The sequence below is a fragment of the Amycolatopsis sp. NPDC004169 genome (genome assembly GCF_040610315.1).
In the GTDB taxonomy this organism is placed as follows: Bacteria; Actinomycetota; Actinomycetes; order Mycobacteriales; family Pseudonocardiaceae; genus Amycolatopsis.
The window spans coordinates 298349-321188 of the sequence record NZ_JBEXMD010000003.1 but is presented as its reverse complement, the minus strand read 5'-3'; the positions used below and the strand labels follow the sequence as shown (position 1 = coordinate 321188).

Sequence of the window (22840 nt, the reverse complement as noted above, 5' to 3'; positions counted from 1 at the left end):
CGCGGCCGCAAGCTCTCTCGACCGCGAAGACCTCGGCGTGCTGCGGTCGACGAAACCCAGCCCAGCACTTGGTGTTACCGCGATCTGCATCTACGGCCTCGGGTAGGCGTGACAAGCCTCGCCTGTCGACCTCGAAGCAGCGGGAAGGATCAACCCGGGCTCGCGCGGCAACAACGAGAGGTCGGGCCCCGCCCCCCGGTATCCAGTTTACCGGCTGACACCGACAATTCCGCGGCCGCGGACCCGAGTTGTCCACAGCCGAACCGCGACTACGCCGACCGCCCCCGGATCAAATCCGCCGCCTTTTCCGCCACCATGATCGTCGGCGCGTTCGTGTTCCCCCGCGGCACCACCGGCATCACGGACGCGTCCACCACCCGCAGCCCCTCCACCCCCTGAACCCGCAACTCCGGGTCAACCACCGACCCGATCGAGCAAGTCCCGACCGGGTGATAGAGCGTCTGCGTGTTCTCCCGAATGTGATCAGCCATTTCCGAATCACTCAAATCGTGCCGCAGTGGCAGGAACGGCTTGTCCAGGAACCGTCGCAACGGCCCCGTCTGCCCGATTTCGATCAACGCCCGCAATCCCGCGATCATCGTCTCCATATCGCGCGGCTCAGCGTAATATGCCGGGTCGATTTCCGGTTTCCACAACGGATTCGCCGACTTCAGCCGCAGCCGTCCGCGGCTCGCGACGTCCACCAGTGTCGCCGCCGAGGTGAAGCCGGGCATCGTCGGCTCGTGCAACCCGTTGTCGTAGAACAACGACGGCACCACGTGGATCTGCATGTCCGGCGCCGGCAACCCGTCCGTGGTCGGGTAGAACGCGCCAGCCTCGCCGATGTTCGACGTCAACGGCCCGCGTCGCGTCAGCTGGTACCGGGCCAAACCGAAAAGCGACGCCGCATCGGCCAGATCGGTGGTGTCCCGAGTGGACCAGATGATTCCGCACGCCGGGTGGTCGTGCAGGTTTTCGCCGACGCCGGGCAGCGCGGCGACGACGTTGACGCCGTGCTCGCGCAGGTGCTCGGCCGGACCCACTCCCGACACCATCAGTAGCTGCGGCGAGTTCACCGCGCCACCCGAAAGAATGACTTCCGTCGAAGCGCGCGCCGTCTGCTCGACTCCGTTGTCCAAATAGGACACGCCGACCGCGCGCGTGCCCTCGAAGACGATCCGGGTGGCCGGCGTGCTCGTCTTCACCGTGAGGTTCGGCCGCGAGAGCGCCGGGCGCAGGTAGGCGTCGGCCGTGGACCACCGGCGGCCCTTCTTGCACGTCACCTGGTAGACGCCGGCGCCTTCCTGGCTCTCGCCGTTGAAGTCGTCGGTGCGCTTGAGGCCCCACGCGACGGCCGAGTCGACCCAGGCGTGCGACAGCTCGTGGGTGAACCGGCGGTCCTCGACGTGCAGCGGGCCGTCGGTGCCGTGCAGCGGCCCGCCGAGCCGCTGGTTGCCCTCGGCGCGCTTGAAGTAGGGCAGGACGTCGTCCCAACCCCACCCCGTGGCGCCGTGGGAATCGCGCCAACCGTCGTAGTCGACGCGGTTGCCACGGATGTAGATCATCGCGTTGATCGACGAGCAGCCGCCGAGCATCTTCCCGCGCGGCCAGTACGACGTCTTGCCCGTGTGCTTCTGCTCGACGGTCTCGTAGTTCCAGTCCCACCTGGTCTTGAACAGCGACGCGAACGCGGCCGGGATGTGGATCTCGTCCGCGGTGTCCTCCGCGCCCGCTTCGAGGAGCAGGACCTGGGCGGACGGGTCCTCGGTCAGGCGGTTGGCGAGGACGCACCCCGCGCTGCCGGCACCGACGATGACGTAGTCGTAGGACTCCTGGACGGCCACGGTGCCTCCTGTTGGCGAGATGTCAACGACTCATCATGGCGCAGCCCGGCGCCGTCGGCCAGTCTAGGTTTCCCGACGGGCCCCGCAGGGTGGGCGAGCGGGTGAACTATGCTGACGAGGTACCCACGACCTGCAGAAATAAGGAGCAGCCTGCCGTGGCCCGAGTCGTCGTCGACGTCATGCCGAAGCCCGAAATCCTCGACCCGCAGGGACAGGCCGCGCTCGGCGCCGCCGGCCGCCTGGGGTTCACCGGGATCAAGGAGATCCGCCAGGGCAAGCACTTCGAGATCGAGGTCGACGACACGGTCGACGACGCGACGCTCGAGAAGATCGCCGAGGGCTTCCTCGCGAACCCGGTCATCGAGCAGTGGACGATCAAGCGGGTGGACGCGTGAGCGCGCGCATCGGCGTCATCACCTTCCCGGGCACGCTGGACGACGGCGACGCGGCCCGCGCGGTCCGCTACGCCGGCGGCGAGGCGGTGTCGCTGTGGCACGCGGACGAGGACCTGCACGACGTCGACGCGGTCATCGTCCCGGGCGGCTTTTCCTACGGCGACTACCTGCGCGCGGGCGTGATCGCCCGGTTCGCGCCGGTCATGACCCCGGTGATCGAGGCGGCGCGCGCGGGCATGCCGGTGCTCGGCATCTGCAACGGGTTCCAGATCCTGTGCGAGGCCGGCCTGCTGCCCGGCGCGATGATCCGCAACCAGGGCCTGCACTTCATCTGCCGCGACCAGTGGCTGCGGGTGGAGAACACGTCCACCGCGTGGACCACGCGGTACGACGAGGGCGCGGAAATCCTCATCCCGATGAAGAACATCGACGGCTGCTACATGGCCGAGCAGTCCACTTTGGACGAACTGGAGGGCGAGGGCCGCGTGGTGTTCCGGTACGTCGGCGGCAACCCGAACGGGTCGCGCAACGACATCGCCGGGATCCGCAGCGAGAACGGCCGGGTCGTCGGGCTGATGCCGCACCCGGAGCACGCGATCGACGCGCTGACCGGGCCGTCGGACGACGGGCTGGGGATGTTCTTCAGCGCGGTGGACGCGCTGGTCAAGGCCTGAGGGCGGGCCGCGCCCCCCGGTAACCATGCTACCGGGGGACACCGACAGTTCCGGGGCTGCGGACGTGAGTTGTCCACAGCCCCGGACCTCGTTTCAGCTCTTGCTCTGGTCGTTCGAGAGCCACTTCTCCGGGCGCACCCGGACGAGGATCGACCGCTCTCCGAGCGCCGAGTCGACGTAGGCCGTCGCCTGGTCTTCGGGCCAGTACCGCTTCGCGATCCGGAGGGCCTGCTCGCGCGTCGGCGGCTCGTCGTTGGCCACCACCGGGCCCTCGGCCGTGACGTACTTGTACGGCGGGTTCTCGTCCTGGGCCACCAGGCTCAGCCGGCCGGCCGCGCGGATCGAGCGGTCCTTGACGGTGTCGCGTTCCATCCAGATCAGCAGCTCACCGCCGGGTTCGTAGTCGTACCAGACCGGCACGGCCAGCGGCGCCCGGCCGGCGCGCTCCACCGCGAGCACGCCCACGTGCACCCCGCTCAGGAACTCTTCCCGCTCGGCAGCGCTCATCACGAACGACGACATGTCACTCCCCAGGTAGATGGTCATCCACCGGGGAGCAACACGCCGCTCGCTCCGGACATTCCGGACCAACTGACGCCCGCGGCCGGGTTAGTGGCAGGGCTCGAAGCCGGCCGCGGCCGCTTGCCGCCGCGGTTCGGCTGCGGCGAGCCGCGTCGCCGAGGAAGCAGGCCCCGCCGGCCCGGTCTCGGCCGACCGAGCCGCGCCCGTAGCAGACCCCCGGCGCCCGGCTCGCTGCCGCGGTTCGGCCGCGGCGAGCCGCATCGCCGAAAGATGCCGGGCGCCGCTGCCCGGTCGGCCGCAGTCCCGCCGACCGGACCTGCCTGCGCCAGGCTTAGCTCGCCGCCGCCACCAGGCGGGCGTACGAACCGCCCGCCGACAGCAGCTCCTCGTGCGGGCCCAGCTCCGTGATGCGGCCGCCCTCGACCACCGCGACCCGGTCCGCCGCCGCGGCCGTGTGCAGGCGGTGGGCGATGGCGATCACCGTCCGGCCCTCCAGCACGCTGTTCAGCGATCGCTCCAGGTCGCGGGCCGAGCCCGTGTCCAGCAGCGACGTCGCCTCGTCCAGCACCAGCGTGTGCGGGTCCGCCAGCACCACCCGGGCCAGCGCCAGCTGCTGCGCGATCGCCGCCGGGACCGGGTGCTCGCCCGGCCCCAGCTTCGTGTCCAGCCCGGATGGCAGGGTCGCCACCCAGTCCGACGCGCCCGCCGACGCGAGGGCCGCCGTCAGCTCCTCGTCCGTCCAGTCGCCGCCCGCGCGGCGGGCCGGCAGGGCCAGGTTCTCGCGGAGCGTCCCGGAGAACACGTGGTGCTCCTGGGTCAGCAGCAGTACCTCGCCGCGCAGCACGTCGTCGGCCAGCGACGAGACGTCCTGGCCGCCGATGCGCACCGAACCCGACGACGGCGCCGCGATGCCCGCCAGCAGCCGGCCGAGCGTCGACTTGCCCGCGCCCGACGGCCCGACGATCGCCAGCCGCTCGCCGCGCGGGACCCGCAGGTCGATGCCGTGCAGCACCTCGCGGTCGGCCGTGTAGCTGAACCGGACGCCGTGGACGTCGATGTCACGCCCGCGCGGCACCTCCGCCACCTTCTCGCCGTCCTCGACCGCGACCGAGCGGACCCCGAGGATCCGGCGCGCCGCGGCCGCCGCCACCTGCAGGTCCTCCAGCCAGAACAGCGCCTCGTTCAGCGGCGCCGCCATCCCCTGCACGTACAGCAGCACGGTGGTGATCTCGCCGAGCCCGGCCCAGCCCTGCGCGTACGCGAGCAGGCCGAGCAGCAGCATCACCGCCAGCGGCAGCACGTAGCTGATCTCCAGCGACGGCAGCCACCGCAGCTGCAGCTCCCGCATCCGGCGTTCGCCGTAGATGCTCTGGTCCAGCGCGTCGTACGCGGCGCCGATCCGCCGCTCGGTCAGCCCGAGCGCCTCGGTCGTGCGCGCGCCCTCCGCGGTCTCGTGGACGCTGGTGGTCAGGTCGGCCCAGCGGTCGAGCATCCACTGCATGATCGACGGGATCCGCCGCTGGTACCACACGTTCACCGGCACCAGCAGCGGCAGCGCGACCAGCAGGCCCAGCGACAGCAGCGGCGACGTCACCACCATCGCCACGATCGTGAACACCACGGTCACCGCCGCGACCAGGATCTCCGGCGCCGCGAACCGCGCCGCGTGGTCGATCCGGCCGAGGTCGGTGGTGGCCCGGCTGAGCAGGTCGCCGGTGCCCGCCGCCTCGACCGTGCCGAGCGGCAGCTGCAGCGCCGTCCCGACGAACTCCTCGCGCGTCTCGGCCAGCACCAGCTCGCCGAACACCGCGCCGCGCATCCGCGCGATCTTCCGCGCGACCGCCTGCAGCAGCAGGATGCCGACGAACGCCGCCGCCAGCACGTCGACGTGCGCGGTCGTGGTGCCGGCCGCGACGTCGTCGACGAGCGAGCCGAGCAGCTGCGGCCCGGCCAGTCCGATCAGCGTGGCCACCGCCAGCGAGCCCAGCAAGAGGCCGAACTCGCGCTTGTGGGTCCGCGCCGTCGTCAGGGTCCAGCGCCGGACGTCCCGCCGGTCCGCCGTGGGAAGCCGTTTCACACTGTCACCCCCTTCGCCGTGAAAACCTCGTCCGCTACATGCGTCCACAAAGGACTCTGGCTGAACACCACCGTCGTCTTGCCGCGCCGCAGTTCGGCGACGCGCTCGGTGATGCGGGCCTCCGTGTGCGCGTCCACCGCCGACGTCGGCTCGTCGAGCACCAGGACGTCGGCGTCGGTCGCCAGCGCGCGGGCCAGGTTCAGCCGCTGCCGCTGGCCGCCGGACACCTCGCGGCCGCGCTCGCCGATCACCTCGTCGACGCCGTCGGGCAGCGCCTCGACGATGTCTTCGGCGTCGGCCGCGGACAGCGCTTCGGCGATGCTGACGCCGCCCGGCCGCGCCGGCGCGAGCTGCTCGCGCAGCACACCCGAGAACCAGATGTCCTGGTTGTGCGCGTAGACGATCCGCCGCCGCAGCTCCGCGAGCGCGACGTGGTCCGCCCGGACGCCGCCGACCAGCACCTCTTCGCCATCGGCCGGATCGGCGAACCGCGCCAGCCGGTCGGCCACCGCCTCGCCGGCCGCCCCGAAGTCGACGACCGTCAGGCGGCCGGGCGCGACGCGCACGCCGGACTCGGTGTCGACCAGCTCCAGGGGGCCGCCGGGCAGCGGCACCGGCGTCTCCGGATCCGCCAGCTTCGGGCGGATCGCCAGCAGCGCCACCACCTTCCGCGACGCGACCAGTCCGGACGTGATGGACCCGACGGCCTCCGTCGCTGCGTTCACCGGCCAGATCAGGAAGGCCGAAACGCCGTAGAAGGCCACCAGCTGCCCGACGTCGATCGAGCCGGCCACGGCCAGCCGCGCGCCGAGCCAGGTGATCACCACGGTGACCAGGCCGGGCAGCGCGATCTCCGCCGCGGCCAGCCACGCCTCGGCCTTGCCGACCTCGACGCCGGCCCGCCGCACCCGCTGGCTCGTTTCGCGGAAGCGGGCGAAGAACCGCCGCTCGCCGCCGATGCCGCGCAGGATCCGCAGGCCGGACACGATGTCGGCGCCGAGCGCGTTGACGTCGCCGCGCTTCTCGCGCTGCTTGGCCTTGCGCTTCTGCAGCGGGGCGAGCAGCGGCCCGATGCCGAGCACCGCAACCGGCACGCCGACCAGCGCGACCACGCCGAGCAGCGGCGACGTCGAGATCAGCCACACGGCCACCACGACGAACGCCAGCAGCGAGCCGAACGCGCGGCCGGTCATCTCGACGGTGTTGCCGATGTGGTTGATGTCGGTCGTGGAGATCGCGACGAGGTTGCCGGTGGTGGTCTGCTCGCGCAGGCCGGCGCCGACGCGCGTGGTGTGGGCCGAGACGAGCCGCTGGGTCGAGCCCGCGCCGTGCAGCCACAGGCCGTAGTTGAGGAAGTGCAGCCAGGTCCCGAAGACGGTTTGCACGAGCCCCAGCCCGGCCGCGACCAGCGCCCACCGCACGACGGCGGCACCGTCGTGCGCGCCGATGGCGCCGATGCCCTGGCCGACGACCAGCGGCAGCAGCGCACCGGGCAGCGCCCAGACGACACCGATCGCGGCGGCACCGAGCACCGTGCCGAGCCGAGCCCGGAACACGGCGAGCAGGAACCGGCTCGCGGTCGGCCGCGAGGGCAGCCGCAGCGGCGGAAAGGGATACGTGGCGGAAAGCACGATTTCCGACGGTAAGCCGAGCCCGGGAGGAAGGCGACCGATTTTCCGGCGACCGCGCCGGTCGGGCGACCTTCCGCCCGCGCGGAGGTGTGGGGCCGGGAGGATTTCCCGGGCCACCCGCGAGTGTGCGCCGGAACGCCTCAGGCCCTCGGGGGACCCCCGATTTCAACGTTACTCGCGGCCACCGACAATTCCGGCCCGCGCACCCAAGCCGCACCGGAGTTGTCCCCACCTTCCGGAGTCGCTCCGGCGGCCCGGATGTCGCCTCGGTCACACCGTCGACGGGGCAGCCCGGTTCGGGCGGCCCACCGTCCGGGGCACCACCGGGCGGCACGTATCCTGGCGGCCGTGGCGAACCCTGACACGGACACCGTGACCAGCACCGTTGACACCACCGAGCGCGCCGGGGCGACCCCGGACCACAGCCAGCCCTACCGCGAACTGGGCCTCGCCGACGACGAGTACGCCCGGATCCGGGCGATCCTCGGCCGCCGGCCCACCGATGCGGAGCTGGCCATGTACTCGGTCATGTGGAGCGAGCACTGCTCGTACAAGTCCTCCAAGAAGCACCTCCGCTACTTCGGGGAGACCGCCACCGACGAGATGAAGGCCAAGATGCTGGCCGGCATCGGGGAGAACGCCGGCGTCGTCGACATCGGCGAGGGCTGGGCCGTCACCTTCAAGGTCGAGAGCCACAACCACCCGTCCTATGTGGAGCCGTACCAGGGCGCCGCGACCGGGGTCGGCGGCATCGTGCGGGACATCATGGCCATGGGTGCCCGGCCGCTCGCGGTCGCCGACGCGCTGCGCTTCGGCCCGGCCGACGCGCCCGACACCAAGCGCGTGCTGCCCGGTGTGGTCGCCGGCGTCGGCGGGTACGGCAACTGCCTCGGCCTGCCGAACATCGGCGGCGAGCTGGTCTTCGACCCGTCCTACTCGGGCAACCCGCTGGTCAACGCCCTCTGCGTCGGCGCGATGCGCGTCGAGGACCTGCACCTCGCCTTCGCGTCCGGCACCGGCAACAAGATCATCCTGTTCGGCGCGCGCACCGGCCTCGACGGCATCGGCGGTGTTTCCGTCCTGGCGAGTGACACCTTTTCGGGTGACGAGTCGGCGTCCGGCCGCAAGAAGCTGCCGAGCGTGCAGGTCGGCGACCCGTTCACCGAGAAGGTGCTCATCGAGTGCTGCCTCGAACTGTTCGCCCAGAAGCTCGTCGTCGGCATCCAGGACCTCGGCGGCGCCGGGCTGTCCTGCGCGACGTCGGAGCTGGCCGCGGCCGGCGACGGCGGCATGCACATCTACCTCGACCGCGTTCCCTTGCGCGCCACGGGGATGACGCCCGCCGAGGTGCTCTCCAGCGAGTCGCAGGAGCGCATGTGCGCGGTCGTCTCGCCGGAGAACGTCGAGGCGTTCATGGCCGTCTGCCGCAAGTGGGACGTCATCGCCACCGACATCGGCGAGGTCACCGACGGCGAGCACCTGGTCATCACCTGGCACGACGAGGTCGTCGTCGACGTCCCGGCGCACACGGTCGCCCACCAGGGCCCGGTGTACGACCGGCCGATCGAACGACCGTCCACTCAGGACGCGCTGATCGCGGACACCTCGGCGAAGCTGCCGCGTCCGTCCACTCCGGACGAACTGCGCGCCGACGTCCTCAAGCTCATCTCCGCGCCGAACCAGGCGTCGAAGGAATGGGTGACGTCGCAGTACGACCGGTACGTGCGCGGGAACTCCGTGCTGGCGCAGCCGTCGGACTCGGGCATGATCCGGATCGACGAGTCGACCGGCCGCGGCGTCTCGGTGGCGACCGACTGCAACAGCAAGTTCGTCTACCTCGACCCGTACCGCGGCGCGCAGCTCGCGCTGGCGGAGGCGTACCGCAACGTGGCCACCGGCGGCGCGACGCCGGTCGCGGTGTCGGACTGCCTGAACTTCGGCGCCCCCACCGACCCGGGCGTGATGTGGCAGTTCGAGCAGGCCGTGCACGGCCTCGCGGACGGCTGCGTCGAGCTCGGCATCCCGGTCACCGGCGGCAACGTCAGCTTCTTCAACCAGACCGGTGACACGGCGATCCTGCCGACGCCGGTGATCGGCGTCCTCGGCGTGATCGACGACGTCACCCGCCGCATCCCGACCGGCATCGGCGCGGAGGCCGGCGAAACCCTGCTGCTGCTGGGCGAAACGCACGACGAGCTGGACGGCTCGGCGTGGGCCCGCGAGCTGCACGGCCACCTCGGCGGCGTCCCGCCGAAGGTCGACCTGGCCCGCGAGAAGCTGCTGGGCGAGATCATGGTGGCGGGCTCCCGCGACGGCATGATCTCGGCGGCGCACGACCTGTCGGACGGCGGCCTGATCCAGACACTGGTCGAGACTGTCCTCATCGGACAGTGCGGCGCCCGGGTGTTCCTCGACGACGGCCAGGACCCGTTCGTGCAGCTGTTCTCCGAGTCCGCGGGCCGCGTGCTGGTGGCCGTCCCGCGCACCGAAGAGCTCCGCTTCACCGAGATGTGCACCGCGCGCGGCCTCCCGTGGCGCAAGACCGGCGTGGTCGACCCGGAGTCCGGCACGCTGGAGCTGCAGGGCATCACCGAGTTCACCCTCGACGAGCTGCGCGGAGCCTGGGAGAGCACCCTCCCGGCCCTGTTCGACTGACGGCGGATCCCGGCCCGGGCCACGACCGGGCCGGGGTCACAGCCAGCCGCGCTCGTCGGCCACCCGCAGCGCCTCCATCCGGTTGCGGGTGCCGGTCTTCGTCGTCGCCCCGGACAGGTAGTTCCGCACGGTGCCCTCGGCGAGGTACAGCCGGGCCGCGATCTCGGCCACGGTCGCGCCGGAGCGGGCCGCGATGAGCACGTCGCGTTCGCGGGCGGTGAGCGGCGACTCGCCCGCCGCCAGCGTCGCGGCGGCGAGAGCCGGGTCCACCACCCGGTCGCCGGCCGCCACCCGCCGGATGGCGTCGGCGAGCGTGTCGGCCGGGGCGTCCTTCACGACGAACCCGACGGCACCCGCCTCCATGGCCCGGCGCAGGTAACCGGTGCGGCCGAAGGTGGTCAGGATGACCACCCGGCACCCGGGCACCTGGGCGGTGAGCACGGCGGCGGCCGCGAGACCGTCCAACCCGGGCATGTCGATGTCCAGCAGCGCCACGTCCGGGCGGTGCGCCAGCGCCGCGGCCGTCACCTCGTCGCCGCGGCCGACCGAGGCCACCACCTCGAAGTCCGGTTCGAGGTCGAGCAAAGCGCGCAGGGCCTGCCGGATCAGCTCCTGGTCGTCGGCGAGCAGCAGCCTGATCGTCATGCCGGCGCCTCCACCCGCAGGGACCAGCCGTGCGGCTGCGTGGGCCCGGCGGTCAGCACGCCACCGGCCGCGGCCACCCGGGCGCGCAGGCCGTCCAGCCCGGACCCCGGGCCGGCCGGACCGCCGGTCCCGTCGTCGCGCACCTCCACCGAGGACGCGGTCAGCTCCACCGTGCACCGGCCGGCGCGTGCGTGTCGCACCACGTTCGTCAACCCTTCCCGGACCACCCAGCCGAACAGTTCCTGCCGCTCCTGCGGCACGCCGTCGTGGGCGGTGGGCAGGTCGGCGACCACCCCCGCCGCGCGCAGCAGCTCCCGGCCGCGCGCGAGCTCGCCGGCCAGCGTGACCTCGCGGTACCCGGACACCGCCGCCCGCACGTCGGCCAGCGCCTGCCGGGACAGCTGCTCCACGGATTCCATTTCGGCCAGTGCCGCGGGCGGGGCGCCGACGGCGAGCCGACGGGCCAGGGTGCTCTTCACGGTGATCGCGGTGAGCGAGTGGCCGAGCAGGTCGTGCAGGTCGCGGGCGATCCGGTTGCGCTCGGCTTCGGAGGCCAGCCGGGCCACCTCGGCCCTGGCTTCGCGCAGCTCCTGGTTGGCCGTCGCGGTGCGGCTGAAGGCGTGCACCAGCAGCGTCGTGAACACGACGGCCACGGCGTAGTACCAGCTCGGGCCGGTGCTCCAGCCGGGCACCGCCAGCGGCACCAGCACGCAAGCCGCGGCGCCCAGCGCCACGAGCGCCACCGCCGCCCGGACGCCGACGCGCGTCGCTGCCGACGGCACGATCACCGCGACCAGGATCAGCACGTACTCGTGGGCCAGGGGCGCGACCAGCACGGCCAGCACCGTCATCGCCGCCAGCAGTCCCCAGTAGACCCGCCACGCGGAGCGCATCGAGGCGACCACGATGGCCAGGTAGCAGCCGGAGACGGCGGCCAGCAGCAGGTACCCGGCGACGAGGCCGGCGCCGCGCGCGTACTGGGTGAGGCCCGCCGCCGCCAGGAACGGGTAGCAGAGCATGCCGAGGGAGAGCAGCAGCCGGCGCCGTTCGTCCAGGCCCCGCAGGTCGTCCACGCCGGTGACGGTACCGCTCACTGGGCCGCGAAGGTGGCGCGCACGGCCCGCGCGAAGGTCAGCAGGACGACGATGATCAGCAGCGCCAGGCACACCCCGTTCGCGATCTTGAACCAGACCGGGAAGGAGCCGGGGATGGCCTCGATGACGAGGATGGCCACCACCTGGGCCGTCGTGATGATCCGCACCCGGCGGTAGTTGCCCCGCGAACCCCTGGCCATGGAGACGCCGAGCGCGAAGGTGACCGGCGCGGCGACGGCGAGGATCGAGCCGCGGATCCACACGGCGTCGGTGACGACGTCGGGATTGCCGCTGAACACCACGATCGCCAGGAAGGTCAGGAGGCTCACGGCCGCGTAACCGCCGAGCAGGGTCTTGGCGATGTGCAACTTCTCGCGGGCATCGGAGTCGGTCACGGTCACGGTCGGGCTGGTCTGCTTCGTCATGCCCAGAATCCTGATCGACCGGCGTTTCCGCTGGTAGCGACGTTGTCCACAGCTTCGTCGTGACATCTGTCAGAAGCCGGACACCCGGCCCGCACCCCCGGGAACCGTCGGTCCCCTCCGGTAGCGTGGAAACCGGGGGCTGCTCAGCCCGCCTTGGCGACGACCCGCGCTTTCCCGTCGGGCAGCACTTCCTGCGCCCACGCTTCCGGCAGCCGCACGTCCTTCTCCGTCCGCACCAGCGTGTTGTAGAGCGAGACCGACTCCGGCAGCGAAGCGAACCGCAGGTCGGCGTGCCCGAGGAAGGACGTGCGCCGCAGGTCGAGCGACTCGGTGACGACCACGTCGGTGAAATCGGCGTCCTCGGCGAACTTCGCGTCCTTGAAGTTCGCCGGGCCGGCGAAGGTCGTCCCGGTGAAGTCCACGCTCTCGGCGAACTTCGTCCCGCTGAACCACGCGCGGCTCTCGAAAACCGCGCCGCGGCAACGGAAGTAGCCCACCTGGCGGCCGGTTGTGGTGCCCGCGGCGGTGAAGTAGACCCCGCCCGTGAAGCGGCAGCCGCTGAGGTTCGTGGTGCTGCGCAGCGACGCGTACCGCAGCAGCAGGCCGCCGATCAGCTTGCCGGCCAGGTTGAGGTACTCGAGGTGGGCGCCGGTCAGGTCGAGGTCGTAGGCCACGGCGTCGGCGTCGCGCGCCGGGAGCAGGTCGGACACCAGCCGCTGCGCTGTGAGCCGGACCGTCAGTTCGCGGTCCAGTTCGGGATCGTCCGACGGGGATCCGGGATGCTCGAACGGCCGCCGCAGGTACGAGCACAGCACGTCCAGCACCGTCTGCGTGTAGTCCGGCCTGCTCCTCGCCAGCCCCGCCAGCGCGTGCAGCGCCCCCACGCGCACCTGGTCGGCGTCGTGCCCGAGCAGCTCGACCGACTTGGCGAACCGCTCGTCGGCGACCCGCTCGCGGTCCTGTTCCGCGCGCTGCGCCTCGAGTTCGTGCCGCCGCCGCTCGATGTCCTGCCGTCGCTCCTCGACCCGGCGGCGGCGGTCGTTCAGCCACAACGCGTACAGCGCCACGACCGCGCCGCCCGCCAGGCCGCCCGTCTTCAGCGCCTCACTGCGGCTGGTGGCGGGGTCGGCCAGCAGCCAGCCGCCGACCCCGAGCAGCAACACCACCGACGCCAGGAACGTCCAGGCCAGCGGTGATCGCCACAGCTTCAACGCGTCACGAAACCAGCATCGTGCTGACGCAGAAGCCCTTTTTGTCGAAGTTCGTCGCGCTCAGCGTGCCCTTGACCGGCTTGCCGGCGGACGTCCCGGTGACCTCGCCCTCGACCAGGTACTTGTCGGCGGGCACGTCACCGAGCTGCAACTGCAGCGGCGGCTTGAGGAACGTCTCGAGCCACGAGCTGAGCAGCTGCTTCGAGTCGGCGCAGCCCAGCGCGACGGCGCCGGTGTTGTCGCCCGCGTTCAGCTTGTCGATGAAGCCCTGCAGCACGGCCTTCGCGTCCGAAGCGCCGCCCCCGCCGTCGGACGGCGGCTGCGAGGCCGACGTCGTCGGCTTCTTGGACGTCGGCTTCGACGTGGACGGCTTGGCCGACGTGCTCGACGACGGGGCCGCGGCCGTGTTCGTGTCGTCCTTCGAGAGGAAGAACCCGGGTGCGACGAAACCGGTGACCCCCACCAGGGCCAGCACGACCACCACGGCGGCGCCGATGGCGATCCACATCCCGGTCTTGCTCTTCTTCGGCGGCGCGGGCGGCCCGCCGAAGCCCTGCGAGTAGCCGCCGGTCGCCGGGTCCCAGCCGGACACCTGGCCGCCCGCGTTCGGGTCCCAGGCCTGCTGGCCGTACTGCTGCGCGTTCGGGTCCGCCCACGCCGACTGCTGCTGTTGCTGCTGGGCGTACGGGTCGCCCCAGGCCGGCTGCGGGTTGGCCGGGAAGCCACCGGACGGCGGCGGGTAGCCCTGCTGCTGGCTCGGGTCCCAGCCCTGCGGGTACTGCTGCGTCGGGTACGGCTGCTGCTGTTGCTGCTGGTTCGGGTCCCACCCGCCCTGCTGCGGGAAGCCCCCGGACGGTGGCTGGCCGTACGGGTTGGGCTGGCCGTAGGGGTCGGGCTGGCCGGGCTGGCCCGGCTGAGGCGGGTAAGTCATCTGTTCATGCCTTCCGGGCGCTGGCTGTTCGTGCGCTTCCGACGTCCGGTGGCGGCGTGCGGTTCCCCCAGGACGTTGCTGCAGCATTCTGCAAGCTCGGACGGTACGGCATGAAACCGGCTCCCGGATCGTGATGACGCGAAGCCGTCACGATCCGGGAGCCGTGGGGGTGGATCAGCCGTTGGCGAGGGCCTGGAGCCGGTCGTAGGCACCGTTGAAGGTGTCCTGGTCGAGCGGGCTCGAGGTGTACTGCCAGACGGTGTAGTAGCCCCAGTTGTAGGGCAGCGTGCCGACCGACGACGCGTAGCGGGCGACCCACAGCGGGGCGGTGCTGGAGAAGTCACCGCTCACGCAGCTGCTCCACCAGCTCTGCGACGTGTAGATCACCGGGTAGCGGCCGGTCAGCGAGTGGTAGGTGTCGTGGAAGTCGAGGATCCACGACGTCATCCCGGCCTTGCTCAGCCCGTAGCAGGTCGCGCCGTACGGGTTGTACTCCATGTCCAGCGCGCCGGGCAGGGTCTTGCCGTCCTTCGACCAGCCACCGCCGTGGGCGACGAAGTAGCGGGCCTGCGCCGCGCCGCTCGCGGTGTTCGGCGTGGCGAAGTGGTAGGCGCCGCGGATGAAGCCCTGGTTGTAGGAGCCGTTGTACTGCTGGGCGAAGTACGGGTTGGTGTAGCTGGTGCTCTCCGTGGCTTTGGTCCAGACGAACCGCTTGCCCTGGTTCCACCAGTTCGCCCAGTCGACGTTGCCCTGGTAGCTGGCGACGTCCATGCCGGCCACGGTGGCCAGCACCTGGCCCGGGATGGCCTGGCCGGGTTGCGGCTGCTGCGCCGCCTTCTGCGAGTCCGGAGTCGACTTGTCGCCTTCGACGCGCCGGATCTGGGACCCCAGTTCGTGGTTGTTCTGCGCGATGTCCGCGTTGATCGCGGCCACGGGGTCGACTTCGGGGGAGATGGTCGCCGCCTGCGCCGTGCTGCCGAGCAGGAGCAGCGTGGCCGGGACGACCAGGGCAGCGAACAGCCGCCCTCTTCGGGAGGTGGACATCGTTGAATCCCTTCACGGAAACCCTCGCGACAGGCGGCTTACTTGCAGGTAGCCGCCCGAGCACGATTGTTAGGGACGAAGTGGCGTTTGTCACTCACTTCCGTGAAATTGGGTATACGTGTGGGTGATTTTCCCTGGAAGAAGATCGTTAATGGGTGACGAGTTAACACCTATTATTGGACAGTTGCGCCGTTCAGCCCAGCGCCAGGGCCAGCAGCCGGTCCGCCGGGCCGTTGAACCAGTTCTGGTCGCCGGGCAGCGTGCCGCGGTCGGCGAACTGCCAGATCGTGTGGCTGTTCCAGCCGGCGGGCAGTTCGCCGATGAAGGTGTTGTAGCGCGCGATCCAGAGCGGGTTCGCGCCGAAACCGCCGTTGTTCGCGGTGCAGCGCTTCCACCAGCTCGTCGACGTGTAGATCGTCGGGTACCGGCCGGTCGCCGCCCGGTAGGTGTCGGAGAACGCGCGGATCCAGGCGACCATGCCGGCGGCGTCCTTGCCGTAACAGGTTTCGCCGTACGGGTTGTACTCCGCGTCGAGTGCGCCGGGCAGGGTCTTGCCGTCGGCCGACCAGCCGCCGCCGTGGGCGAGGAAGTACCGGGCCTGCGAAGCGCCGTCGGAGATGTCGGGCCGCGCGAAGTGGTAGGCGCCGCGGATCAGGCCCACCTGGTACGAGCCGTTGTACTGCTGCGCGAACTGCGGGTTCACGAACCCGGTGCCCTCGGTCGCCTTGACGTAGACGAACTTCGCGCCCGCTCCGGCGGCGCCGGGCCAGTCGACCGGACCCTGGTGCCCGCTCACGTCGTGCCCGAGCTGCTGGTCGTCCCCGCCGTACAGCACGTCGGGAACCTCGCCGACGCCCTCGACCGCGGCGATCTGCGAACCCGCGTAGTGGTCCTCCGCGCCGGCGTAGGGGTCGGCGGCCTTCGCCGGCGTCTGCCCGCCCAGGAGCAGGACGGACGCGAGGACGGCGGCGAAGGGCAGCGAACGTCGTTTCACCCTCTTGCTCCCCACCGATCTCGTCAGACTTCTTCAGCCTCACGATGCACCGGCGTCGCCGAATCGGCGAGTCGATGATCACTCGATGGGGTTGAACCCGCAGGTCAGCGCCGCTCGTCGGCGAGGGCCTTCAGCAGGTGCTCGGCCGGCACGACGGCGGTGACGAGGTCGTGCGGATTGATCGCGACCGGGTGCCCGCCGAGCAGGTCGACGATGTCGCGGCCGACCACGGCCCGCGCGTGCGGCCACTCCCGCGGCACCAGCGCCTTGCGGGTGTAGGCGGGCACCATGACCCGGCCGTCGGTGTTGTGGAAGCCGATGACGGTCCGCTGCACCGGCGACATCGCGTAGACGAACAGCGTCGCGTCGAGGACCGCCTTCGGCAGGTCCGACGGCGGCCGGTGCTCGGTGCGCACCAGCTGCAGCAGGTGCTCGAGGTCGGTGGCCGGGTCCGGGAAGCCGAGCGCCTTCGGCGAGGGCCGGTAGCGGTCGTTGGGGTGGAAGTCGGCGACGACGTCACCGGCGCCGTTCACCGGGTACGCGCCGACGACCGCCCACGACGGCACCGGGCCGTTCGGGTCGAAGGCTTCGTCGATGACGTACAGCCAGCTGTTGGGGTTCGCGCGGGCGTTCGCGCGCATCTCCGCGGTGATCTCGGGCGTGCCGTGCTTGCCGGTGCGCCGCGCCTGCTGCCCTTCGCGCCGCGCGGCCCGGTTGTGCTTGCCGTGCCTGCCGGGGCGATCGGCTCCGCTTCCGGTGGGCTGCTGCGAAACCATCCGATCCGCCTCGTCCCGCTGCGCCATCGTCATCCCCACGTTCTCGGGTGTGCCTGCCAAGTCTTGGTGCGCCACTCTACTGTTTGCCCATGGCCTCTTCGCGTTCGGTCGACCCCGGACAGTTACGTGCCGCGGTGCTGGCGATTTCGCCGTGGCTGCAGGGGGATGCGCCCGATCCGGCACGCCCGGAACTGGCTGCGGCGGTCCGGCTGTCGCTGCGCGCGCTGGCGGCCGACGCGCCGGGCCGGACGGTCGAGGTCCGGGTGCCGCCCTTCGCCGCGGTGCAGTGCGTGGAGGGGCCGCGGCACACCCGCGGCACGCCGCCGAACGTGATCGAAACGGACCCGCGGACGTGGCTCGAGCTGGCCACCGGGCGACTGGACTGGACCACGGCGGTGGCCGACGGCCGGGTGTCCGCCTCGGGCACCCGGGCCGATCTTTCGCACTGGTTGCCGCTGCTGCGCGTCTGACAGCCGGTGGGGACCGGCGACTGCCCTACGGCTTGCGGCCGACGCCGCCGGCGATGGTCCGCTGGGCGACGTTGAGCTCCTTGAGCCGCGGCCCGTCCGGCCACCAGTCCGCGCACCGGACGACGCCCGGCGGGACCATTTCCAGGCCCGGGAACAGGTCTTCGATCTCCTTCTGCGTCCGGAACGTGCCCGAACCCATCGGGCTGTGCACGAAGAAGTCCTCCATGCGGCGCGCGGTGGCGGAGTCCTCGTCCTGCGGGTCGAAGAAGTGGCTGAGCCCGACGAACGAGCCGGACGGCAGCGCGTCGACGTACTCCCGCATGATCTCGGCCGGCCGGTCGTGGTCGCCGTTGTAGTGGTGCAGGGTGCCCATCTGCAGGAGGACCAGCGGCTGGCTGAAGTCGATGTGCTGGCGGACGATCTCGTTCTCGAGGATCTTCTGCGGCTCGAAGATGTCTTCGGCGACGAAGTGCGTGTGCTCGTTCTCTTCGAGCAGCGCCCGCCCGTGCGCGAGGACGACCGGGTCGTTGTCGACGTAGACGACCTTGGTTTCGGGGTTGATCCGCTGGACGACCTGGTGGGTGTTCTCCGCCGTCGGGAGGCCGGAGCCGAGGTCGAGGAACTGGGTGATGCCGGTCTGGCCGGCGAGGAACCGGCAGACGCGGATGAGGAAACCGCGGTTCTCGAACGCGAGGTCCTGCGCCTCCGGGGCGGCCTTCTGAACCTGCGCCAGCACTTGCCGGTCGATCTCGTAGTTGTCCTTCCCGAGCAGGAAGGCGTCGTAGACGCGCGCGATGCTGGCCCGGGTCGGATCGACCCCGACGGGTACTCGTTCGGTCGTCGCGGCGTCCGGCATGGTGAACCTCGCAAGTTGTGTGTTGTAAGTCTCGTGCTCTACGTACAGTAGGACGACGCGCGCATGGGGTAAACCGGGTCACCCCTTTGCGCAAGAAGGCGCAACGTGTACTTTCGGTAGTCGGGCTAGGACCCCCTGGTGACGTGAGCGCGGAAGGGCCGGGAATGAACGCGGTGAACGCGTCCGCAGGTGAACAGAACATCGGTCCCACGGCGCGCCGCATGATCCTCGGCTCGCAGCTGCGCCGCCTCCGTGAAGAGGCCGGCATCACCCGCCAGCAGGCCGGGTACAACATCCGCGGGTCCGAGTCGAAGATCAGCCGGCTGGAACTGGGCCGGGTCGGGTTCAAGGAACGCGACGTCACCGACCTGCTCACGATGTACGGCGTCGACGACCCGACGGAGCGCAAGGCGTTCCTCGACATGGTCAAGCAGTCGAACGAGCCGGGCTGGTGGCGGCGGTTCGGCGACACGATGCCCAACTGGTTCACCGACCTCGTCGGCCTCGAAGAAGCCGCCGCGCGAATCCAGATCTGGGAGCCGCTCTACGTGTCGGGCCTGCTCCAGATCGAGCCGTACGCGCGGGCGATCTTCAGCCACGGCCGCTCCGAAATGGCCGACGAGCGGGTCGACCAGCTGGTCGCGCTGCGGATGCGGCGGCAGAAGATGTTCAGCAGGCCGGACGCGCCGCGCGTGTGGATGGTGCTCGACGAGTCGGTGCTCCACCGCCCGATCGGCGGGATGAAGGTCCTCAAGCAGCAGATCGAATACCTGCTCGAGATGAGCGCGCTGCCGCACGTGTCGATCCAGATCCTGCCGTTCAGCCGCAGCGGCCTTTCCGCGGAACACGCGTTTTCGCTGCTGCGGTTCGGTGAACCGGAACTGCCGAACATCGCCTACGTCGAGTACATGACCGGCGCGCACTACATCGAAAAGCGCGAAGAGATCGAAAAGTACAGCCGCGCGCTGGACATGCTGGCGGTCGACGCGGAGACGCCCGAGCGCAGCCGGGCGATGCTCGGGAAGCGCCGCCAAGAGATCTAGAACCCGCCTCTGACCTCGGGACCGGGGCGCCGACGCACCAGATGATCTGTGACGTTCGGTAGTCGTTAGGCCGAACGAGGACCTGTCCGTCACCCAATAGGTTAACGGCGACCGTGCAGTTCTTTACCGTCCGAGAACTTTGCAAGAAATTCTGCACGTGCATTTACCGTTGCACTCACACGTGCTAGCCTCCGATACGCGGGCAAATGCACATGCATCTGCATTGGCCCCTCAGAGATTTCCGCATCGAGAGGTGGGAACATGGCTGAGCGATTCGAGAACGGCATCCCGGCCGATCGGCTGTCCGGTGCCCAGTGGCGCAAGGCGAGCTACAGCGGTGCGTACGGCAACTGCGTGGAGGTCGCGCCGCTGACCAGCGGGGAGATCGCGATGCGCAACTCGCGGTTCCCGACCGGCCCCGCCCTCGTCTACACGCGCGCCGAAATGGCGGCGTTCCTGGCGGGCGCGAAGGACGGTGAATTCGACGATGTCCTCGGCTGAGGCCGTCGCCCCCGTCTTCGACATCGAAACCGGACTCCAGGAACTGGTGGCCCGCGGCTACCAGTTCGTCCACCCCGCCGACGAGCGCGGCGAGGTCCTCGCCGTCGTCGGCGTGCGGGTGCACGACGACGTGGTGGACGTGGTCCGGCTCAACGCCGAGGACGACGTCGAGGCGACCAGGATGCCCGGCTCCGAAGAGAACATCTTCGAGCCGGAGCGGTGGCTGTGGCGCCGCCGCGGAGAAGGCGCGCAGGTGCTGGCGGAGATCCTCTCGCTGCCGGACGCGTGCTAGACGTTCAGGCTTGCAGGCCCCGTCCGAAGTGGTCAGAACCACGTCGGCCGGGGCCTGACGCATGTCCGCACCGTTTACACTGAAATCGGCCTGACCACGTCTTCCCAGGAGCTCCTCGGTGGTTTCCGACCCGCAGCTCGTGTCCGACCAGCCCGAACCGGAACCCCGTGAGGAGTGTGGCGTCTTCGGCGTCTGGGCTCCCGGGGAAGAAGTCGCGAAGCTGACCTACTACGGCCTCTACGCCCTGCAGCACCGGGGCCAGGAGGCCGCCGGCATCTCCGTCTCCGACGGCTCGCAGATCGTGGTCTTCAAGGACCTCGGCCTGGTCAGCCAGGTGTTCGACGAGCAGATCCTGCAGTCGCTGCAGGGCCACATCGCCGTCGGGCACTGCCGGTACTCGACCACCGGCGCGACGATCTGGGAGAACGCCCAGCCGATCTTCCGCACCACCGAGACCGGCAGCGGCCTCTCCTTCGCGCACAACGGCAACCTCGTCAACACGGCCGAGCTGCGCGAACGCACCATCGAAGCGGGGTTGAAGCCGCACGCGGGCCTGACCGGCTCGTCCAGCGACTCCGACCTGATCTGCGGCCTGCTCGCCGCGAACGCCGCCGACAAGGGCATCGAGGCCGCGGCCATGGAGCTGCTGCCCACCCTCAAGGGTGCCTTCTGCCTGGTGTTCTCCGACGAGAACACGCTGTACGCAGCGCGTGACCCGCACGGCGTGCACCCGCTGGTGCTCGGCCGGCTCGAGCGCGGCTGGGTCGTCTCCAGCGAGACGGCCGGCCTCGACATCGTCGGCGCGTCCTTCGTCCGCGAGGTCGAGCCCGGCGAGCTGATCGCGATCGACGCCGCGGGCCTGCGCTCCTCGCGGTTCGCGAACCCGGACCCCAAGGGCTGCGTCTTCGAGTACGTCTACCTCGCCCGCCCGGACACCACGATCGCCGGCCGCGGCGTGCACGCCACCCGCGTCGAGATCGGCCGCCGGCTCGCCGCCGAGCAGCCGGTCGAAGCCGACCTGGTGATGCCGGTGCCGGAGTCGGGCACCCCGGCCGCGATCGGGTACGCCCAGGGCTCGGGCATCCCGTACGGCACCGGCCTGGTGAAGAACGCCTACGTCGGGCGCACGTTCATCCAGCCGTCGCAGACCATCCGCCAGCTGGGCATCCGGCTCAAGCTGAACCCGCTGCGGGACGTCATCCGCGGCAAGCGCCTGGTCGTGGTGGACGACTCGATCGTCCGCGGCAACACCCAGCGCGCGCTCGTCCGCATGCTGCGGGAGGCCGGCGCGCTCGAGGTGCACGTCCGGATCGCTTCGCCGCCGGTGCGCTGGCCGTGCTTCTACGGCATCGACTTCGCCTCGCGGGCCGAGCTGGTCGCGAACGGCGTCGACCTCGACGGCATCCGCCGCTCGATCGGGGCCGATTCGCTGGGCTACATCTCCCTGGACGGCCTGGTCGCGGCGGCGGAGCAGCCGAAGTCGCGGCTGTGCACTGCGTGCTTCTCCGGCGAGTACCCGATCCCGCTGCCGGAGGACGCGCTGATCGGAAAGCACCTGCTTGAAAGCCTCGACGCGGTCAATGGCGCGGCGACCCCCGTCAGCCCCGCCGGGTACGGTGCCGAGGACGCCGTCCGGCGTCCCTGAGTTCCTTCCAGTAGGGAGTCCGTCCACCGTGAGCGAGTCCACGAGCGCCACGTACGCCGCCGCCGGGGTCAGCATCGACGCCGGCGACCAAGCCGTCGAGCTGCTCAAGCCGCACGCCCAGCGGGCCACGCGCCCCGAGGTCCTGGGTGGCGTCGGCGGCTTCGCGGGGCTCTTCTCCCTGAAGCTCGACAAGTGGAAGGAGCCGGTGCTCGCGTCCTCGACCGACGGCGTCGGCACCAAGATCGCGGTCGCGCAGGCGCTGGACAAACACGACACGGTCGGCATCGACCTGGTCGCCATGGTCGTCGACGACCTGGTCGTGACCGGCGCCGAGCCGCTGTTCCTGCAGGACTACATCGCCGTCGGCAAGGTGCACCCAGAGAAGATCGCCGCGCTGGTCGGCGGCATCGCCGAGGGCTGCGTCCAGGCCGGTTGCGCGCTGCTGGGCGGTGAGACCGCCGAGCACCCGGGCCTGATGGGCGAGCACGACTACGACATGTCGGCCACCGGCGTCGGCGTGGTCGAGGCGTCCCAGCTGCTCTCGCCGGAGAAGGTCCGCCCGGGTGACGTCGTGCTGGCCCTCGGCTCGTCCGGCCTGCACTCCAACGGCTACTCGCTGGCCCGGCACGTGCTGCTGGACATCGCGCGGATGCCGCTCGGCGGGCACGTCGAGGAGTTCGGCCGCACCCTCGGCGAGGAGATGCTGGAGCCGACGCGGATTTACGCGAAGGACTGCCTGGCGCTCGCGGCCGAGACCGAGGTCCGGACGTTCGCGCACATCACCGGCGGCGGCCTCGAGGCCAACCTCGCCCGGGTCATGCCGCGTGGCCTGGTCGCCCGGCTCGACCGCGGCACCTGGACCCCGGCGCCGGTGTTCGCGCTGATCGGCCAGCGCGGCAAGGTCGAGCGGGCCGAGCTGGAGAAGACGTTCAACATGGGTGTCGGCATGGTCGCGATCGTCGGCGCCGACGACGTCGACCGGGCGCTGGCCATGCTGACCGCGCGGCACGTCCCGGCGTGGGTGCTGGGCGACGTCCAGCCGGCCGGCGACGTCGACGGCCCGCGCGCCGTGCTCTCGGGTGACCACCCGCGGTTCTGATATCCGGTTGGCCCGG

22 protein-coding genes are annotated in these 22840 nt (G+C 70.9%); 9 read left to right on the top strand and 13 right to left on the bottom strand.

What is annotated here, in order from left to right:
- Window positions 1-269 precede the first annotated feature (269 nt).
- Window positions 270-1844 carry a GMC family oxidoreductase N-terminal domain-containing protein gene (locus tag ABZX11_RS06185; RefSeq protein ID WP_354910367.1) on the bottom strand — a complete coding sequence of 525 codons (1575 nt, stop codon included), beginning with the start codon at window positions 1842-1844 and terminating at the stop codon, window positions 270-272.
- Window positions 1845-1999: 155 nt separating this feature from the next.
- On the opposite strand from ABZX11_RS06185, the gene purS reads away from it, so the two are divergent.
- Window positions 2000-2239: a phosphoribosylformylglycinamidine synthase subunit PurS gene (gene purS, locus ABZX11_RS06180; protein WP_125308766.1), complete on the top strand. Its 240-nt coding sequence runs from the start codon at window positions 2000-2002 to the stop codon at window positions 2237-2239.
- A complete protein-coding gene (gene purQ / locus ABZX11_RS06175) occupies window positions 2236-2913 on the top strand; it encodes a phosphoribosylformylglycinamidine synthase subunit PurQ (protein WP_176174120.1) in 678 nt (225 codons plus the stop codon). The genes purS and purQ overlap by 4 nt, the downstream gene beginning before the upstream one ends.
- Window positions 2914-3006: 93 nt before the next feature.
- Here the strand turns inward: purQ and ABZX11_RS06170 are convergent, their stop codons facing one another.
- The 3 genes from ABZX11_RS06170 to ABZX11_RS06160 form a co-directional block, all read right to left on the bottom strand.
- On the bottom strand, window positions 3007-3435 hold the full coding sequence (locus tag ABZX11_RS06170) for a pyridoxamine 5'-phosphate oxidase family protein (protein ID WP_176178069.1): 429 nt from the start codon (window positions 3433-3435) through the stop codon (window positions 3007-3009).
- Window positions 3436-3766: 331 nt separating this feature from the next.
- Window positions 3767-5512: an ABC transporter ATP-binding protein gene (locus ABZX11_RS06165; protein ID WP_354910363.1), complete on the bottom strand. Its 1746-nt coding sequence runs from the start codon at window positions 5510-5512 to the stop codon at window positions 3767-3769.
- The gene (locus ABZX11_RS06160) at window positions 5509-7143 is read right to left on the bottom strand and encodes an ABC transporter ATP-binding protein (RefSeq protein ID WP_354910360.1); all 1635 of its coding nucleotides are present in this window, start codon (window positions 7141-7143) and stop codon (window positions 5509-5511) included. Before ABZX11_RS06160 ends, ABZX11_RS06165 begins: the two co-directional genes overlap by 4 nt.
- 372 nt (window positions 7144-7515) lie before the next feature.
- Between ABZX11_RS06160 and purL the strand changes: the two genes are divergently transcribed.
- Entirely contained in the window at window positions 7516-9798 is a 2283-nt protein-coding gene (gene purL / locus ABZX11_RS06155; RefSeq protein ID WP_354910473.1) for a phosphoribosylformylglycinamidine synthase subunit PurL, read from the top strand.
- Window positions 9799-9834: 36 nt separating this feature from the next.
- Here purL and ABZX11_RS06150 read toward each other — a convergent pair whose 3' ends face one another.
- The 8 genes from ABZX11_RS06150 to ABZX11_RS06115 all read right to left on the bottom strand — a co-directional run bounded on the left by ABZX11_RS06150 (window position 9835) and on the right by ABZX11_RS06115 (window position 16951).
- Window positions 9835-10443, bottom strand: a complete 609-nt coding sequence (locus ABZX11_RS06150) for a response regulator transcription factor (RefSeq protein WP_176174124.1) — start codon at window positions 10441-10443, stop codon at window positions 9835-9837.
- Window positions 10440-11516, bottom strand: a complete 1077-nt coding sequence (locus tag ABZX11_RS06145; RefSeq protein WP_354910357.1) for a sensor histidine kinase — start codon at window positions 11514-11516, stop codon at window positions 10440-10442. Before ABZX11_RS06145 ends, ABZX11_RS06150 begins: the two co-directional genes overlap by 4 nt.
- Window positions 11517-11533: 17 nt before the next feature.
- The gene (locus ABZX11_RS06140) at window positions 11534-11962 is read right to left on the bottom strand and encodes a hypothetical protein (RefSeq protein ID WP_354910354.1); all 429 of its coding nucleotides are present in this window, start codon (window positions 11960-11962) and stop codon (window positions 11534-11536) included.
- A 143-nt stretch (window positions 11963-12105) separates the two neighbouring features.
- Entirely contained in the window at window positions 12106-13173 is a 1068-nt protein-coding gene (locus tag ABZX11_RS06135; protein ID WP_354910352.1) for a pentapeptide repeat-containing protein, read from the bottom strand.
- A gap of 4 nt (window positions 13174-13177) precedes the next feature.
- Window positions 13178-14104, bottom strand: a complete 927-nt coding sequence (locus ABZX11_RS06130; RefSeq protein ID WP_176174127.1) for a hypothetical protein — start codon at window positions 14102-14104, stop codon at window positions 13178-13180.
- A gap of 174 nt (window positions 14105-14278) precedes the next feature.
- A complete protein-coding gene (locus ABZX11_RS06125) occupies window positions 14279-15148 on the bottom strand; it encodes a lysozyme (RefSeq protein WP_176174128.1) in 870 nt (289 codons plus the stop codon).
- 193 nt (window positions 15149-15341) lie between these two features.
- The gene (locus tag ABZX11_RS06120; RefSeq protein WP_176174129.1) at window positions 15342-16142 is read right to left on the bottom strand and encodes a lysozyme; all 801 of its coding nucleotides are present in this window, start codon (window positions 16140-16142) and stop codon (window positions 15342-15344) included.
- A gap of 104 nt (window positions 16143-16246) precedes the next feature.
- Complete coding sequence (locus ABZX11_RS06115; RefSeq protein ID WP_176178071.1) at window positions 16247-16951, bottom strand: type VII secretion system-associated protein; 705 nt, start codon at window positions 16949-16951, stop codon at window positions 16247-16249.
- Between the two features lie 56 nt (window positions 16952-17007).
- Here ABZX11_RS06115 and ABZX11_RS06110 point away from each other — a divergent pair, with 56 nt between their 5' ends.
- Entirely contained in the window at window positions 17008-17388 is a 381-nt protein-coding gene (locus ABZX11_RS06110) for a sterol carrier family protein (protein WP_176174130.1), read from the top strand.
- 25 nt (window positions 17389-17413) lie between these two features.
- Here ABZX11_RS06110 and ABZX11_RS06105 read toward each other — a convergent pair whose 3' ends face one another.
- Window positions 17414-18244, bottom strand: coding sequence for an SAM-dependent methyltransferase (locus tag ABZX11_RS06105; RefSeq protein WP_176174131.1), 831 nt, complete (start codon window positions 18242-18244; stop codon window positions 17414-17416).
- 164 nt (window positions 18245-18408) lie between these two features.
- Here ABZX11_RS06105 and ABZX11_RS06100 point away from each other — a divergent pair, with 164 nt between their 5' ends.
- The 5 genes from ABZX11_RS06100 to purM all read left to right on the top strand — a co-directional run bounded on the left by ABZX11_RS06100 (window position 18409) and on the right by purM (window position 22824).
- Window positions 18409-19287: a helix-turn-helix transcriptional regulator gene (locus ABZX11_RS06100; protein ID WP_354910348.1), complete on the top strand. Its 879-nt coding sequence runs from the start codon at window positions 18409-18411 to the stop codon at window positions 19285-19287.
- A gap of 261 nt (window positions 19288-19548) precedes the next feature.
- Entirely contained in the window at window positions 19549-19788 is a 240-nt protein-coding gene (locus ABZX11_RS06095; RefSeq protein ID WP_354910346.1) for a DUF397 domain-containing protein, read from the top strand.
- The gene (locus tag ABZX11_RS06090) at window positions 19775-20080 is read left to right on the top strand and encodes a hypothetical protein (protein WP_176174134.1); all 306 of its coding nucleotides are present in this window, start codon (window positions 19775-19777) and stop codon (window positions 20078-20080) included. The genes ABZX11_RS06095 and ABZX11_RS06090 overlap by 14 nt, the downstream gene beginning before the upstream one ends.
- Before the next feature lie 118 nt (window positions 20081-20198).
- Window positions 20199-21725: an amidophosphoribosyltransferase gene (gene purF, locus ABZX11_RS06085; protein ID WP_176174135.1), complete on the top strand. Its 1527-nt coding sequence runs from the start codon at window positions 20199-20201 to the stop codon at window positions 21723-21725.
- Between the two features lie 28 nt (window positions 21726-21753).
- Window positions 21754-22824: a phosphoribosylformylglycinamidine cyclo-ligase gene (gene purM / locus ABZX11_RS06080; protein ID WP_176174136.1), complete on the top strand. Its 1071-nt coding sequence runs from the start codon at window positions 21754-21756 to the stop codon at window positions 22822-22824.
- Window positions 22825-22840: the final 16 nt, after the last annotated feature.

What these genes read in the sequence shown, in the direction of transcription:
- ABZX11_RS06125 (WP_176174128.1), bottom strand. Translation starts at nt 15,148, where the DNA reads ATGTCCACCTCCCGAAGAGGGCGGCTGTTCGCTGCCCTGGTCGTCCCG.
- ABZX11_RS06140 (WP_354910354.1), bottom strand. Translation starts at nt 11,962, where the DNA reads ATGACGAAGCAGACCAGCCCGACCGTGACCGTGACCGACTCCGATGCC.
- ABZX11_RS06090 (WP_176174134.1), top strand. Translation starts at nt 19,775, where the DNA reads ATGTCCTCGGCTGAGGCCGTCGCCCCCGTCTTCGACATCGAAACCGGA.
- ABZX11_RS06150 (WP_176174124.1), bottom strand. Translation starts at nt 10,443, where the DNA reads ATGACGATCAGGCTGCTGCTCGCCGACGACCAGGAGCTGATCCGGCAG.
- ABZX11_RS06115 (WP_176178071.1), bottom strand. Translation starts at nt 16,951, where the DNA reads ATGACGATGGCGCAGCGGGACGAGGCGGATCGGATGGTTTCGCAGCAG.
- ABZX11_RS06170 (WP_176178069.1), bottom strand. Translation starts at nt 3,435, where the DNA reads ATGTCGTCGTTCGTGATGAGCGCTGCCGAGCGGGAAGAGTTCCTGAGC.
- ABZX11_RS06100 (WP_354910348.1), top strand. Translation starts at nt 18,409, where the DNA reads ATGAACGCGGTGAACGCGTCCGCAGGTGAACAGAACATCGGTCCCACG.
- ABZX11_RS06095 (WP_354910346.1), top strand. Translation starts at nt 19,549, where the DNA reads ATGGCTGAGCGATTCGAGAACGGCATCCCGGCCGATCGGCTGTCCGGT.
- ABZX11_RS06110 (WP_176174130.1), top strand. Translation starts at nt 17,008, where the DNA reads ATGGCCTCTTCGCGTTCGGTCGACCCCGGACAGTTACGTGCCGCGGTG.
- ABZX11_RS06105 (WP_176174131.1), bottom strand. Translation starts at nt 18,244, where the DNA reads ATGCCGGACGCCGCGACGACCGAACGAGTACCCGTCGGGGTCGATCCG.
- ABZX11_RS06130 (WP_176174127.1), bottom strand. Translation starts at nt 14,104, where the DNA reads ATGACTTACCCGCCTCAGCCGGGCCAGCCCGGCCAGCCCGACCCCTAC.